Origin of the sequence: Streptomyces sp. NPDC048506, from assembly GCF_040651315.1 — a bacterium.
Taxonomy (GTDB): domain Bacteria; phylum Actinomycetota; class Actinomycetes; order Streptomycetales; family Streptomycetaceae; genus Streptomyces.
In genome coordinates this window covers 46333-61208 of the sequence record NZ_JBEZIX010000033.1, presented here as the reverse complement: position 1 = coordinate 61208, position 14876 = coordinate 46333, and the positions used below count along the sequence as shown (strand labels likewise).

Below are 14876 nucleotides of genomic sequence, written 5' to 3'. Positions count from 1 at the left end.
TACGGCATACACACCTTGGGGGGAAGGTACACCCATGCTCGACGACCAGCCCGACCAGCCCGACCAGCCCGATCAGTCAGGGCAGCTCTACGTGGCGCCCTGGGGCCGCGACTCCTGGCCCGGCACGCTCGACCGGCCGTTCGCCACCCTGCCCGCCGCACAGCGGGCCGTTCGTGCCCGCACCGCGTCACTCCACTCCGACCTCGTGGTCAACCTCCGCACCGGAACATACGTCCTGGACGCCCCCTTCACTCTGGACGCCGACGCAGGAGACTCGGGCGAGCATGGCCACCGGGTCGTCTACCAGGCCCATGGATACGGAACTCCCCAGCAGGAGAAGGCCGTTGTCAGCGGTGGCCGGGCGATCACCGGGTGGCACCCCGGCGAGGTGGACGGCGCCTGGCGGGCGGAGGTGGGGTCGTTGGAGACCCGGCAGCTGTATGTGAACGGCCGTAGAGCGCCCAGGGCCTCGTTCAGTCCCGGCCTTCCGGGCAGCGTGACGAAAACCGAGACCGGTTACGTCACGGACAGTACGGCTCCGCAGAGCTGGCAGGACCCGACGAGCATCGAGTTCGTCTTCCCGTGGGTGTACCCGTGGTCGGAGGCCCGCATCCGGGTCGCCGAGATCACCGGTGATGCGCGGTCCACGACCATCACCCTCGCCCAGCCCGCCTTCGACTGGGCCCGCGAGCTCTACACCGCCACCTGGGTCGGCGGCAAGCCGGAGAGCCCCGAGAGCCCCGAAAGCCCCGAAAGCCGCCGGGACACACGGTGGGACGGCCTGGCCCGGCCGAGTTCGGCGGAGAACAGCGTGAGCTTCCTGGCCGAGCCGGGCACCTTCGTCCTCGACCGGCGCACCCCCGGGCGCCACGTCCTGCACTACCTGCCACTGCCCGGCGAGGACCCGTCCGAAGCCGAGATCATCGCTCCGGTCCTGGAGAAGCTGGTCGTCGGCCGGGGAACCGAGGAGAATCCGCTGCACGATGTGACGCTGCGCGGCCTGACCTTCTCCCACGCCGGCTGGACCGAACCGGACGGACCCCACGGGTTCCTGCACTTCTTCGCCAACACCTACTACGGCGGAGGGGAGCTGCACAAGGTCGAACTCGCCGAAGGCAACGCCCATGTGACGATCCCGGCAGAACCCCGGCTCCTGCCGGCCAACGTCGAGTTCACCGCCGCCGTGCGGGTCGCCCTTCACGGCAACAGGTTCACCCGGCTCGGCGCCGGGGCGATCGGCTTCGCCGGCCCGGGCCGCGACAACGCGGTCGTCGGCAATCGGATCGAGGACGTCTCCGGCAGCGCCGTGACCGTCGCCTCCGGCACCGGTACCCGGATCCAGCAGAACCTGATCCACCACATCGGCCGCGAGTACCACGGCTCACCCGCCGTCTGGGTGACCGACGCGCGCGAGGTGACGGTGGCTCACAACGAGATCCACGACGTGCCGTACAGCGGGATCGTCGTCACCGGCGGCAGCCATGCCGCCCGGGTCCAGATCATCGAGAACCTCATCCACCACACCATGACGGTGCTTGCCGACGGCGGCGGCATCTACCTCAACGGCGTCCAGGGGAGCTCCTACGCCGAGGGCACCCTGGTACGGGGCAATGTCATCCGCGACACCGTCACCCCCTACAACTTCGGCCTCTACACCGACTACGGTGCCGCGTGGGTGACCGTGCAGGGCAACGTCGTCCACCGCAGTGACACCCCGATCGTGCTACAGGTGACGCCCCCGCTGGAGAACGTGGCCTTCCTCGACAACTTCTGGGACGACCACCCTGCCGGGGCCGACTCCCCGCCGAGCGGAGTCACCCTCGCCAGGAACACGGTGCTGCCGAGGGACGGCTTCGAGGAGGCTCTGGCCGCCGACCCCGCCGGCGCCGCCATCCTGGCTTCCGCAGGCCGGTCCGCTCCGCCCGTCGGCCCGAGCCCCGGCCGGGCCGAGTGACCCTGGTGGCCGCCGGGGTAGTCGCCGAGATACAGCGTGTGATGGGCCCGGAGGTCAGCGGCTGGCGGCCAGGCGCCTCGTGAGGCGCCTGGTGGGGGAGACGTGAGGCGACTCGTGGAGGGAGAGGGGCCGGCCCGGCCGGACGAGGTGTCCGGTCGGCCGGTCCGGGGGGACCATGGAAGCCGAAGCACCCACCGGACGTGGGGACGGGCCGCATCCGTCAGCGGGGCCGTGGACCGTGTCGGGGCGAGTGCCCGCGTGGTCCGGCGAGCGGAAGGAGGCCCGGGTGAGCGCAGCCGACGGCCCTCCGACCGGTCCCGATGAGCCGGAAGGCGTGTCGCCCGAGCCGAGCGGACTGCTGGATCTCCTCGGTGTCGCAGCGGTGCTGCTGGACTCCGAGGGGCGGATCGTCCTGTGGAGCCCGCAGGCCGAGGACCTGTACGGATACCCGGCCGAGGAGGCGCTCGGGCAGTACGCCGCCCAGCTGCTCGTCAACGAAGAGCACTGGGACCTGGTGCTCAAGGAATTCACCGAGGTCATGGAGACCGGTAAGAGCTGGGGCGGTGCGTTCCCGGTGCGGCACAAAGACGGCACCGCGCGACTGGTGGAGCTGCGCAACATGCGGCTGCTCGACGACCGCGGCGACTTCTACGCCCTCGGCCTCGGCACCGACTCGCCGACGCTGCGCGAGGTGGAGCGGGACGTCGCCCTGTCCACCCGGCTGATCGCCCAGTCGCCCATCGGAGTGGCGATCCTCGACACCGGTCTGCGGTATGTGTCCGTCAACCCGGCCCTGGAGCGGATGCACGGCATCCCCGCGAAGGACCACCTCGGCCGGCACTACCGGGAGATCATGACCGCGGCGAAGTTCGAGGTGCCGGAGGCCGCGATGCGGGAGGTCCTGGCGACCGGGGTTCCCATGGTCGACCGGGCCACCATCGTCGGCCGGAGCCCGGCCGACCCGGGGCCGCGCGAGCACGCCTGGTCGATCTCGCTGTACCGGCTGGACGACCCTCAGGGGCGCGTGCTCGGAGTGGCAGAGCTGGTGGCCGACGTCACCGACCGCCATCACGCGGCCACAGAGGCCGCCGAGGCCCGACGGCGCCTGGCCCTGATCGCGGACGGCTCCGCCCGCATCGGCACCACCCTGGAGGTGGACCAGACCGCCCGAGAGCTGGCCGAGGTCACCGTTCCCGAACTCGCCGACGTGGTCACGGTCGATGTGCTCGACTCCGTACTGGACGAGCACCGCCCGGCCACGAGGGACGGCCCCGCGGTCTACCGCGCGCTCGCGGTCAAGGCCGCCTACCCCACCGAAGCCGTCCGGGCCGTCGATCCCCCCGGACAGATCGCCGCCTTCGACGCCGACCGCCTGGCCACCCAGTGCGTGCGCACCGGCCGCCCGATCCTGATCTCCCGCGCCGACGACACCGACCTGGCGCGCATCGCCCGCGACGACCGCGCCGCCGCGCTGCTGGCCCGTGCCGGAGTGCACTCCTACATGCTGGCCCCGCTCACCGCCCGAGGCCACATCCTCGGCTTCCTCGGCCTCAGCCGCGCCCGCAACCCCCAGCCCTTCGACGAGGACGACCTCGCCCTCGCCGCCGAACTGGCCTCCCGCGCCGCCGTCTGCATCGAAAACGCCCGCTCCCACCAGAGCATGCGCACCGCCGCCGTGACCCTCCAACGCAGCCTGCTCCCCGACCACCCGCCCCACCGCCCCGGGTTGCAGCTCGCCTCCCGCTACCGGCCGGCGCTGGCCACCTACGAGATCGGCGGAGACTGGTACGACGTCCTCCCGCTCGACGGCGACAAGACCGCCCTGGTGGTCGGCGACGTCATGGGCAGCGGCATCGACGCCGCCGCGACCATGGGCCGTCTGCGCACCGCCACCAGCGCCTTCGCCGACCTCGACCTCGACCCCGCCCAGGTCCTCCAACACCTCGACAGGATCACCTCGGGGCTGGAGCACTACATCGCCACCTGCGTCTACGCCACCTACGATCCCCACCGCGCCGAATGCCATATCGCCACCGCCGGCCACCTTCCCCCCGTCCTCGTGCGCAGCGGCCGGCGCCCCGAACTCCTCGACCTGCCCACCGGAACCCCGCTGGGAGTCGGCGGCGTCCCCTTCGAGACCACCACCCTCGGCCTCGCCCCCGGCGACCAACTGGTCCTGTACACCGACGGCCTGGTCGAAACCCGCGACCACGCCATCGACGAACGCCTGGAAACCCTCTGCCAGTTGCTCGACGCGCCCGACCGCACCCTGGAAGAGACCTGCGACCGACTCCTGCGCGAACTCCGCCGCCCCGACGACCCGGACGACGTCGCCCTGCTCATCGCCCGCGCCCAACCCTGACACCTCACCAGTTCGGTCTTCACCACCGGTTCGTTCTTCACCGCGAAGGCGATGACGGCTCAGCTGCCGACGTCCTTGGCCCAGTTCTCACGGACGGTGCGCAGCGCCTTGTTCAGCTGGGCCTCGGTCGGGAACTGCGGTGTGCCCTCCACCGTCGGCAGCCGTGCGGCCAGGGCCTTGTTGAGGGTGCCGTCCTTCGCCATGGCGTCCATCAGCACCGGGCGGGCGTAGTCCACGAGGCGGAGGTTCTGGCCTTCGGGACTGAAGAGGTACTCCTGCCACAGTCGTGCCGCGGCCGGGTGAGGGGCGTCCTTGTTGATCGCCTGCGCGTAGTACTGGGAGAAGCTGCCGTCGAAGGGAATGGAGACCTTCCACTTCACGCCCGTTCCGCGGAGCTGGTCGATGTGCTCCAGGTTGAGGTAGTCCCACTCGATGCTGATCGGCGTCTTGCCCCTGGCGATCGCGGCCGGGTTGGGGTCGGCCCGGTTGTAGTTGCCGACCTTGTCCAGCCGGGCGAAGAAGTCGATGCCCGGCTGGATGTCGTCGAACGACCCCCCGTTGGCGAGCGCCGCCGCGTACACGGCGGCGAAGGCCGATCCCGCGACCGTGGGTTCGCCGTGTATCGCGACCAGGCCCTTGTACTCCGGCTGGAGCAGATCCGCGAAGGACTCGGGGCAGGTCCTGACGCGGGCGGCGTCGCAGCCGATGGAGACGTAACCGCCGTAGTTGTTGTACCAACGGGCCTCGGGATCCTTCTGCTCCGCCGGGATCTGGTCGAACGGCGCGACCCGGTAGGGGGCCAGCAGGTTCTGCCGCGCCGCGGACTGGGCGAAGGAATCCCCGACGTCGAGCACGTCGGGGGCGCGCTCCTGGCCACGGTAGCGCTTGACCGCATCGATCTCCTGCTGGCTGTGGCCGTACGGATCGTCGACGACGACCCTGATGCCGTACTTCTTCTCGAAGCCGTCGATCAGGGTGCCGTAGTTGGCCCACGGGCGCGGCAGCGCGATCGTGTTGAGCCTGCCCTCCCGCTTCGCCGCCTTGATCAGCGCCGTCGTCCCGCCCGCCTCCTCGGCGGAACCGGCCCGGGAGGGATCGACCGGCCGGGTGGTGCTCCCTTCCTGGCAGGCACCGAGACCGAGCACCGCGAGGCCGAGACAGCAGAGGAGAGCGCCTGCGCGGACCCGATGATGTGTAGCCACAACGCCTCCAGCAGAGCCAGGCGGGGGAGCGGTCCGCCGAGCGGGGGGCGGACGCGGACCAGAGCAAGCCATGACGCGGTGCCGTCACACGGCCCTGACGGCGGTCCCACCACCCAGGACGGCGCTCTTGGCACGCGGGCGCCCTGGCGCCACCCCGCCGCGACGTGTCACCGCCCGAAGCTCTCTCCACAGCAATGGTCCAAACCAGCGTACTCTGCGCTGGCCTTCGCGGGCCTCCGCCAGGACGGTGATCGCGCCGGGTGACGGCGGCGAGTAGGCGCCACGTACGTACGGAGGCGTCCTGCACGTACCAAGGCGTCCCGCATGTACGGAGGCACGCTTCACCACTCCCCGTCGTGCTCCCCCTGGTCGAGGAGGTGCTCCCGCAGTACCTGTTCCGAGGGCAGGGCGTCGGGGCCGACCGACTGAGCGGCCCAGATCGTCTTGCCCCTGGGGGAGTAGCGGGTGCCCCATTGTTCGGCGAACTGCGCGACGAGGAAGAGACCGCGGCCTTCTTCGTCGGTGTCCTTCGCCTGGCGGATGTGCGGGGAGGTGCTGCTGCCGTCGGAGACCTCACAGATCAGGGTGCGGGTGTGCAGGAGCCGCACATGGATGGGTTCGGCGCCGTAGCGAATGGCGTTGGTGATCAGTTCGCTGAGGATGAGCTCGGTGCCGAAGGCGATGTGCTCCAGACCCCAGTCGGTCAGCTGGCGGACGCAGGCGTTGCGGACCGGGCTCACCGCCGCCGGATCGCGGGGCACGTCCCACTCGGCGACGTGTGCCGGATCCAGCCGCCGGGTCCGGGCCACCAGCAGCGCGATGTCGTCGGCGGACCGGGCCGGCAGCAGCGACTGCATGACGGCGGCGCAGGTGTCCTCCGACGTACGGGCCGGACCGGCGAGGGCTGCCCGCAGTGCCTCCAGCCCCGCATCCAGGTCGCGGTTGCGGTTCTCGACCAGACCGTCGGTGTAGAGCACCAGCCGGGAGCCCTCCGGCAGCGACAGCTCAGCCGTCTCGAAGGGCAGGCTGGTGCCCAGCCCCAGTGGCGGGGAGACCGGTGAGTGCAGGAACTCCACCCTGCCGTCGGGGTGGACCACGGCCGGCGGCAGATGGCCGGCCGTGGCCGCGGTGACCCGCCCGGAGACGGAGTCGTACACCACGTACAGACAGGTGGCGCCGGTGATCGCCGGTCCCTCCTCGGTGCCCTCGTCCTGGACGTCGATGCGGGTCACCAGCTCGTCCAGGTGGCCGAGCAGTTCGTCGGGCGAGAGGTCCAGGGCCGAGAAGTTGTGCACGGCGATGCGCAGCCGACCCATGGTGGCCGCGGCGTGCAGCCCGTGTCCGACCACGTCGCCGATGACCAGTGCCACCCGGGCGCCGGGCAGCGGGATGACGTCGAACCAGTCCCCGCCCACTCCCGCCTGGGCGGGGAGATAGCGGTGCGCCACCTCAAGGGCGTCCTGGTCGGGCAGGCCGCGGGGCATCAGGCTGCGCTGGAGCGTCATCGCCATCGTGCGTTCGCGGGTGTAGCGCCGGGCGTTGTCGATGCCGACCGCGGCCCGCCCCGCGAGTTCCTCGGCGAAGGACAGGTCCTCGTCGTCGAACGGAGGCGAGCTGCCCGACCGCCAGAAGTCCACCAGCCCCAGCACCCCTCCCCGGGCCCGTAGCGGTACGACCGCCAAGGAGTGCACGCCGTGGTCCAGGATGCGTCGGGTGCGTTCCGGGTCCTGGGATCGCCAGTCGGCGGCGCCGGCCAGGTCCGGCTCCACCACGGAGCGACCCTGGTCCACGCTCGCCGCCATCGGGGTGCCCGGGGCGAATCGGAACAGCTCGCCGACGGGGTACAGCGGATGGTCCGCCGGCAGGCCGGCGATGGCAGCCCGGCGCAGCTCGGCCCCCGTCCCGGCCGGCTCCTCGCCCTTCAGGACCGGGTCGAGCAGCTCGACGGTGACGATGTCGGCGAACCGGGGGACCGCCACCTGCGCCAGCTCCTCGGCAGTGCGTACGACGTTCAGCGTGGAGCCGATCCGTACTCCGGCGTCGTAGAGGAGTCTCAACCGCTCGCGCGCCACCTCGGCGCGCCCCGACAGCCACCTCAGTTCGGTGGTGTCGCGCAGGGTCACCACGCTTCCCTGGTGGGCTCCGTGGCGGGCGGTGGACCGCTTGTTGAGGGCCAGCAGCCGGTCCTGGGCCAGGTGCACCTCGTCGGTGGCGTTCCGGTCCGACGCCATGAGTTCGGCGGTGCGCTGGTCCAGCCCCAGGTCGCCGACGTGGCGTCCCTCCGCGTCCGCGGGCAGGTCCAGCAGCCGCCGTGCCTCGTCGTTGGCCAGCAGCAGCCGCCCGTCGTGGCCGACGATGAGGACGCCCTCCCGCACCGCGTGCAGGACCGCATCGTGATGCTCGTACATCCGGGTCATCTCGGCCGGCCCCAGACCGTGGGTCTGCCGGCGCAGCCGACGGCTCACCAGCCCCGCGCCGCCTCCGGCGAGCGCCAGCGCCCCGACCGCGGTGCCCAGGAAGATGGGCAGCTGCTGGTTGACCGACTTCTGCACCTTCTCCACCGTGACCGGTGCGGAGACGATGGCGACGACCTTGCCCGATGAGTCCTTGACGGGGACCGCGGAGATCACGGAGAGGCCCAGGGCGCCCTGGAAGGTCCTGGTGAAGGGCTTGCCCCGGGCGGCGTCGGCGTACGGGCCGATGACGTGCTTGCCGATCTGCCGCGGGTCGCTGTGGGTGAGGGTGATCCCGTCGAGCTTGTACACGATGAGGGCGTCGACACCGGATGCCTTGCGGGCCTCCTCGGCGAGCGGCTGGAGCTTCGCGGTCGGATTGTCGCTGTTCAGAGCCTCCTGGAGCCTCCAGGAGTGCGCAAAGGACTCAGCGGCGGCGAGCGTCCGGTGCCGGGCGTCGGTCATGGTGTCCCGCCGGGCCTGGACGACGATGGCCACCATCGCCGCCGCGACGAGCAGCACCACGAGCACCAGCTGGAGGAGGAAGACTTCCCGGGCGACGCTGCGGGTGGTCGACGAGGACCGCATGTGCCGCGGACCGCCGGTGCCCGCGGAGCGTTCGCCCTGCTGGTCGCCGGTGCCGCTCCCGGTGGGGCCCATGCCCGGAACGGCGGAACGGCCGGGCGCGCGGCTCAGCCAACGCCGGAAACGACCCGAATGTCCGCTCATGATTCACATTTATCCTGCTTTGCCCGGGTGCTGGCAAGGTGTGCTACGGCAGCTGCCCCGCCGGCCGGCGAGGGGCAGCCGGGCTGCCGCTGCACCGACCCTCGCCGCGCGGGTCGCCGGGCTCGTGCTCGATGGCGATCCCGCCAGGCGGCTTCTTCCGCGTTCGCGTCCCAGCCCTCACTGCTCCACTGCTTCGACGGCCCCGTCGAAGGCGAGGCCGCGCAGCGCGAGCTGCTCTGTTGCGTAACGGCCCTCGGCGGTGGCCTCCACGCCACATGCATGAGCCACTGTCGCCGGGTAGCCGATCAGCTCAAGCGCCCGGCTGGGGAGCGGCTGCTGCGCTACCTCCTTGGATTCCCACAGCAGGACGGCGCCCCACCTGTTGGCGTCGGGGTCGGAGAGCCACATCTTGAAGCGGAGCCCGGGCACTTCGGAGAACGCGGAAACGGACTCCGCACGCAGGTAGGTGCGCAGGGACTCGATGGTCTGGCCGGAAGCGGACAGGTCCCACCAGACGATGACGGCGTGCATAACTGTTGTCTCTTCCTTTGCCAGAGGGGACGCGTGCCAGAGGGGACACGAACGGGCTGTGACTGTCCACGGCTCGATCGCCAGGCGCAGCCCCGGCCCGACCAGGACGACGTCGGAGATCTGCTCCATCCGGTGTCGAACCGACCGCCGACGCCTCACCGTTGCCGTCACATCGGCGATCCATTCAGACCGGCCCTGGCGTCCCGCATGCCCTGCGGCGGCCGCTCGGGCCCGGTGCCGGCCATGGAGCTCTTCGGCCGCGTTCGCACGGTGGTTGGCGCCCATGGTGCCGAGCGTGGTCCGGGGAGCAGAAGGTGCGAGGGCGCCGCGCGTCCTCGCACCTTCGGTCTTGTGTCGTCCGGTCTCAGCAGCTGGCTGCCGGGGTCACTTGACCCTGTCGCTGACCGAGGCGTACGCGCAGAAAAGTCATATAGGTCGGTCGCGAGGGTAGCAGTGTGCATCACATTGGCCACAGCAGTATCACCAGCACCGTTGCGCCATCCGTTCCACGGCTCGTGCATCGCCCCCGTCGCACCCACGCCGCGCCCCCGGACGCCCTCGGACCTCCCCGAATGCCCCCGGACGGCGCGTCACCGACACAAGCGAGGTCACGTGCGGCTCAGAGGGCGTCACCCACGCTCTCGGGCCCCGCGCACACGGGCCCCGCGCCCGAACGGCTCACCTGGGAAGCGCTCGGCGTTGCCGGCAGCAAGGATGGTTCGTAGGCGCATCCTTCTCCGGTGCGTTGTCCCCGCCTGCGCGAGCCCCGAGGCGTAGGCGGGGGCATCCCAGCCTGTGACGTGTGCACCGGGCGGCGTCCCGCAACCGGCGCAGCGCACGCGGGTGCTTGCTCAGGAGGGGGTGCCCCGCACCCCACCCCGCGTCCATGCCTCTCCCGACGTCGGCGTCCCCACCGAGCGCTGCGGCATCGCAGCCGACGATCAGCGATTCCAGGGCGTGCGGCAGTGGCTTCTTCGGCCGCGCGGGCGTACGCGGTTGTCCTGTCTCCCGGCAGACGATCTCGACGCCCGGATGGGCCCGCAGCCGGTCGACGAAAGCCCAACCACCCAAGTAACGCCTTTCTTTAACAGCCGCTTCCCATGCTAGAAACGATCTCGCCCGTTCGACGGGGCGGCGTTCAGCGTCACGGCAGGGGGAATTTCACGATGGATGGCTCAGCAAGGGGCACGGGCGGCCACCGTCGCCGCTTCGATGATCGGTGCGACCGGCCGTTCAATTGAAGGCGGGTGGCAGGCTTCAAATGTAAGCGAATTGAGCACCCTTCACTTCATTTCGAAGGGTGGCCGAATTCGGTGTCGTCGGCGGGACGGTTTGCCTTCCCCCATGGCTGCTTGCGGGCAGCACGGCCACTTCTGGTACGAGGATGGCGACACCTTCCCGGCTGAGCACAAGGGTCACCAGCTACAACTGCTCCGCCTCCACACCATCACGGCAAGGTGTCCACGGGACGGGATGTCGGGCCATCTGGCCGGCCTCTCCACACTGCGCCGAGAGTTCGGCCTGCGACGCGCACCGCCGCCGGCGCCACGGGCGAGGAAATGCCGCTGGTTCGGACCAGGGGCCACGTGCCGCTGATCAATCCGGATCCGCTGATCACAACTCTGGAAAGGAAATGCAGTGCAATCCACTCGCATGCTGACTTCGGGGGCCGCCGTTCTGGCTTCCGCCACGATGCTCCTGGCCCTCGGGCAGTCCTCCGCGATGGCAGCCGGTGTCAAGGCGGCGGGCTCGGACGTCCCGTGGAAGGCCACGCACGGCACGGCCACGGCGTCGGGCACCAGGTCGCTGGAGGCCAAGAGCGGCTCGATGTCCTCCAAGCTCGTCATCAAGGGCAACTTCAAGAACACCGGTAACGACTGCTATTCGGTGTGGACCCAGTGGACCCACGACATGATGCCCGGGCCGGCGGTCAAGCGGGCGACCCTGTGCGGCAAGGGCACTCAGCCGGTCGACCTGAGCCTGGACAACTACTCCCTCACCACCACTGGCGATGTCTTCATATGCCGCGGTGACAAGGACACCAAGGACTGCGGCGAGCGGGAGACGCTGACCAGCTGGCCCATCAACCACATCGGCTGACCGGTCCGGCCTCCGTCCGCTTTCCGCTCGGCCTGGCGAATCCACTCCAGTAGCGGCTGTCCGCTCTGGTGACGGATCAGGCCGGTGAATGTACGGGCGAGATCGCCTGCCCGGGCCAAGCCCGGGCAGGCGAGCCGGACCCGAAGAAGCAGCCGCACGGCCCCCATCGATGTCGCCGTGCCCCGAGGGGTTCGGGCGGCGCTCGGTTTACTACCGCGTCGCGTGGGCCTTCTTTACTTGGGTGCGAGCCTGGCGGTAGGGCTTGATCGATCCCGTGGTCGCCGCGCTGAGGCGACCATGATGCTTTCTTCTCCTCCCGCTCGGGGATGGCCGCTCCCGCTCGGGGAAGGCGGCCTGGAAGAATTCAACTCGGTGCTATGGCAATCGAGTTGGTGTCAACCAAGGCGTCCCGGTGTCGCAATGGCCCGCAGCTCATGGCCGAGCCTACTGATCAGAACTGCCCGGGGCCGCTACCCGCTCGGGCTGCTATGCGTTGGCGGCCCTCTCCGTACAACTGTCGGCGACGGTGTCGGCGAAGACCCGGGCGAGCGGAGTGAGGGCGTCCCACCGGCGAACGGCCCAACCTACGGGGAGCGGCGGCAGGTTGGGGATGGGGACGAGGCGGAGGGAGCCGTCGTCGCCGGGTATCTGCCAGCCGGGCAGGGCGGGCACGACGGCGTGGCCCAGGCCGAGTTCTGCCAGCAGGAGGGCGGTGTCCCAGTCGGCGACGCTGGTGTCGGAGCTGCTGCGGATGCCCAGCTCGGCGAATGCGGCGTCGAGGCGGGCACCTGAGGTGGAGTTCTGAGGCAGCCGGATGAGGCGGATGCCGGCGAGGTCGGCCACACCGATACGGGTCCGGCTCGCGAGCGGATCGTCGGTGCGGAGAGCCAGCACCCAGGGCAGTTCGACGACGGGCCGCTGCTCGATACCGCGCACCGGGCTGCCGATGGTGACCCAGGCGAGGTCCAGGTTGTCGGCGGCGAGGGCGTCGAAGCAACTACGGCTGGAGGTCTCGGTTTGGAACTCCAGGTTCACCTTCGGATAGCGCCGCCGGAAGGCGATGATGGCCTCGGACATGAAGTGCCGTACGGTCGTTCCGCCCGTGGTGACGCGCACCGCGCCGCTGTCGCCGTTGACGAGGTCTCCGAGGCGCCGTAGGGCCAGATCCAGACCGGAGATGCCGTCGGCGGCGGCGTCCCACAGGACGCGCCCCGCATGGGTGGGCACGACGCCTCGCGGCTGGCGCTCCAGGAGACTCACGCCGGTCTCCCGCTCCAACCGCTTCACATGCTGGCTCACCGCCGACTGTGTGCAGTCCAGGTCCCGGGCAACGGCGCTGAGGCTGCCCGCCCGGCACACGGCCACGAAGACGCGTAGGTCATCCAGAGTCATAGACCCAAGCTACAGCTTGGATGTAGCTAGAAAACCATAGGATTGACTGGGGTTGGCGGGACCGCGATGATCGGTGCTGGGCCCAGGCGGCAACCCGTCCGGCGCCTTCGCGCGGTCCGGACCCCAGGCGAAGGCACGGACGGGTGCCGACCCGAGCGACGGAAGGATCCCGCCTCATGCCGCTTTCCCCTGCCGCTTCCGGCCAGGCCATCGCGCTCCTGCGCGAGCTCGGCGCCGCAGAGATCGCCCATCCCGGAGGCACTCTCCTTGCGCACCTCCAGCGCGTCCAAGAGCAACTCGCCGTATGGGGCGCCCGCCGCGCCCTCCAACTGGCGGGCCTGTGCCATGCGTTCTACGGCACCGACGGCTTCCCCGCCGCATTGCTGTCCCTGGACCGTCGCGCAGAACTCGCAGCGGCGATCGGCGACGAGGCCGAGGCCATCGTGTACCTCTACGCCTCGTGTGACCGTAGGGCCACCTATCCGACGCTCGCGGATGTCGGCGCCTCCTTCCACGACCGGTTCACCGGCCGTGCCCGTACTCCGGAGCCGCAGCTGTGCCGGGACTTCGCCGAGTTGTCCGCCGCCAACGAACTCGACCTCGCCCGCATCGACCCGTCCTTCCGCGAGAAGTGGGGGGCTGAACTCCTCGCCCTGTTCACCCACTTCCGCCCCCTGCTGAGCCAACCTGCCTGGTCGGCCTGCCATGCGGTGCTCGGCCCGGACCCCCTTCCGCAGGATTGAGCAACGCGAAGGAGGGAAGTGCGCAGATCGAAGGAGAACCGACCTCGGACGAGGAGCGCGCTCTCGTCGGCTCCCCCTCGAAGATCTCGGGATGGCGACTCCAAGAGCCGCACGGGAAGGAGCAATGCGGTCGGCGAGCTCGTCGAAGGTCGCTGCCACGGAGTGCACGGTGGCCCGAACAGGGTCGTGACTTTTCCCGTCAACATGCGCCATTTCAGGAGACTGTGGGAACCACTGACTGCGGAGTCGACTCTTCTTCCTCGGAGGCGCACGCCGGTGCGCCCGGTACGAAGTGGGGGCGGTATGACACGTATGGCGCAACAGCCCGTGCGAGCGCGGAAGGCGGCAGTGGGCTCCGCGGCGGCGATGGCCGCCGGACTGGCCCTGGTGATCGGGGCGGCGACCCCCGGGCAGGCGGTGCCCGCAGCGGCGACAGCCGGAGCACGGTCCGCGCCGGGCTGCGGTGGCGCAACGACCGCACCGGCACCCATGACTGCGGCGACGCGGACGTCCGCCGCGACGGGGACGGAAGCAGCCCCGGCCACGGGCACCACCGGTAGCGCGGCGCAGAAGCTCTCCTACGGCCTCGCTCCAGAGGCACCGATCGGCCTCTGGTCGTCCTCGAACGTCACCCTGCGCACGCCGGTCTCCAAGGGCACCGTCCGCCTGGACGTCACCACGCACGGCTTCATTGCCGCTTCTCTCCTGATGCAGCGCTACGTCGAGAGCAGCCACCGCTGGGTCGACGTGGATGCGCGGCAGGTAGGCACCGAACGGCCGGACAAGGGGACGTTCTCCTTCCCCGTCTCGATGGCGGCGAGCCCCGGCCGCCCCGCCACGGTGGCTCTGCGGGTCCAGGCCATCGACCGTCCCGGTCGCCTGACGGTGGCCGCTTCGGTCAACGACGGCCACGGCCACACCTACCGCGCACCAGCGCGCAACGCCGTCGTCGACCGTCCCACGACCACGGTCACGGGCTGGCCGCGCGGCGCCACCCTGGTCCGCGGCGGCGCGGAGAAGGAGTTCGCCCTCACGGTCAAGAACACCACCAAGCGGGCCTACCCGGCGCTGAACGCCGGGTACTTCGCCTACGGTCAGAGCGGCGGCCGTGCCGTGGCCCCCAAGGACCTGGTGCTGCGGCAGTACGTGCCCGGCCACGGGTGGCAGCGCGTCGCGCTGGTGCCCAGCGGCTGCGACCCCGGCATGAGCGCGAAGCTCACCCCGACCGCCAGGACGCCGCTGGCGCCCGGCGCCACCGCCGTCTACCGGATGCGCCTGGCGGTCGCGGGCGACGCCCCCTTGGCCGACGTCGAAGCGGGGGTGTCGGTGGGCACCGGCGACACGTCGTTCTTCTACCGGACGTTGCCGTTCCAGATCCGCGCCGGGTAACGCCTGACGAGCACCTCGATC

9 protein-coding genes are annotated in these 14876 nt (G+C 70.6%); 5 read left to right on the top strand and 4 right to left on the bottom strand.

Annotation, left to right across the window (positions count from 1 at the left end; genetic code table 11):
* Positions 1 to 34 precede the first annotated feature (34 nt).
* Positions 35 to 1954 carry a right-handed parallel beta-helix repeat-containing protein gene (locus AB0C96_RS25860; RefSeq protein ID WP_362920274.1) on the top strand — a complete coding sequence of 640 codons (1920 nt, stop codon included), beginning with the start codon at positions 35 to 37 and terminating at the stop codon, positions 1952 to 1954.
* A 286-nt stretch (positions 1955 to 2240) separates the two neighbouring features.
* On the top strand, positions 2241 to 4316 hold the full coding sequence (locus tag AB0C96_RS25855) for a SpoIIE family protein phosphatase (RefSeq protein ID WP_362920272.1): 2076 nt from the start codon (positions 2241 to 2243) through the stop codon (positions 4314 to 4316).
* A gap of 59 nt (positions 4317 to 4375) precedes the next feature.
* Here the strand turns inward: AB0C96_RS25855 and AB0C96_RS25850 are convergent, their stop codons facing one another.
* The 3 genes from AB0C96_RS25850 to AB0C96_RS25840 all read right to left on the bottom strand — a co-directional run bounded on the left by AB0C96_RS25850 (position 4376) and on the right by AB0C96_RS25840 (position 9231).
* Positions 4376 to 5461: an extracellular solute-binding protein gene (locus tag AB0C96_RS25850; protein WP_362920349.1), complete on the bottom strand. Its 1086-nt coding sequence runs from the start codon at positions 5459 to 5461 to the stop codon at positions 4376 to 4378.
* A 398-nt stretch (positions 5462 to 5859) separates the two neighbouring features.
* Positions 5860 to 8559: a SpoIIE family protein phosphatase gene (locus tag AB0C96_RS25845; RefSeq protein ID WP_362920347.1), complete on the bottom strand. Its 2700-nt coding sequence runs from the start codon at positions 8557 to 8559 to the stop codon at positions 5860 to 5862.
* Positions 8560 to 8877: 318 nt separating this feature from the next.
* Entirely contained in the window at positions 8878 to 9231 is a 354-nt protein-coding gene (locus tag AB0C96_RS25840) for a hypothetical protein (protein ID WP_362920270.1), read from the bottom strand.
* A 1653-nt stretch (positions 9232 to 10884) separates the two neighbouring features.
* Between AB0C96_RS25840 and AB0C96_RS25835 the strand changes: the two genes are divergently transcribed.
* Positions 10885 to 11331: a hypothetical protein gene (locus tag AB0C96_RS25835; protein ID WP_362920268.1), complete on the top strand. Its 447-nt coding sequence runs from the start codon at positions 10885 to 10887 to the stop codon at positions 11329 to 11331.
* Positions 11332 to 11817: 486 nt separating this feature from the next.
* On the opposite strand, the gene AB0C96_RS25830 is transcribed toward AB0C96_RS25835, so the two are convergent.
* Positions 11818 to 12723 carry a LysR family transcriptional regulator gene (locus AB0C96_RS25830; RefSeq protein ID WP_362920266.1) on the bottom strand — a complete coding sequence of 302 codons (906 nt, stop codon included), beginning with the start codon at positions 12721 to 12723 and terminating at the stop codon, positions 11818 to 11820.
* Between the two features lie 176 nt (positions 12724 to 12899).
* Here AB0C96_RS25830 and AB0C96_RS25825 point away from each other — a divergent pair, with 176 nt between their 5' ends.
* Together AB0C96_RS25825 and AB0C96_RS25820 are read left to right on the top strand one after the other, a co-directional pair.
* Complete coding sequence (locus tag AB0C96_RS25825; protein ID WP_362920264.1) at positions 12900 to 13466, top strand: DUF6817 domain-containing protein; 567 nt, start codon at positions 12900 to 12902, stop codon at positions 13464 to 13466.
* Between the two features lie 327 nt (positions 13467 to 13793).
* Positions 13794 to 14855, top strand: a complete 1062-nt coding sequence (locus tag AB0C96_RS25820) for a hypothetical protein (RefSeq protein WP_362920262.1) — start codon at positions 13794 to 13796, stop codon at positions 14853 to 14855.
* Positions 14856 to 14876: the final 21 nt, after the last annotated feature.

What these genes read in the sequence shown, in the direction of transcription:
- AB0C96_RS25860 (WP_362920274.1), top strand. Translation starts at nt 35, where the DNA reads ATGCTCGACGACCAGCCCGACCAGCCCGACCAGCCCGATCAGTCAGGG.
- AB0C96_RS25825 (WP_362920264.1), top strand. Translation starts at nt 12,900, where the DNA reads ATGCCGCTTTCCCCTGCCGCTTCCGGCCAGGCCATCGCGCTCCTGCGC.
- AB0C96_RS25840 (WP_362920270.1), bottom strand. Translation starts at nt 9,231, where the DNA reads ATGCACGCCGTCATCGTCTGGTGGGACCTGTCCGCTTCCGGCCAGACC.
- AB0C96_RS25835 (WP_362920268.1), top strand. Translation starts at nt 10,885, where the DNA reads ATGCTGACTTCGGGGGCCGCCGTTCTGGCTTCCGCCACGATGCTCCTG.
- AB0C96_RS25845 (WP_362920347.1), bottom strand. Translation starts at nt 8,559, where the DNA reads ATGCGGTCCTCGTCGACCACCCGCAGCGTCGCCCGGGAAGTCTTCCTC.
- AB0C96_RS25830 (WP_362920266.1), bottom strand. Translation starts at nt 12,723, where the DNA reads ATGACTCTGGATGACCTACGCGTCTTCGTGGCCGTGTGCCGGGCGGGC.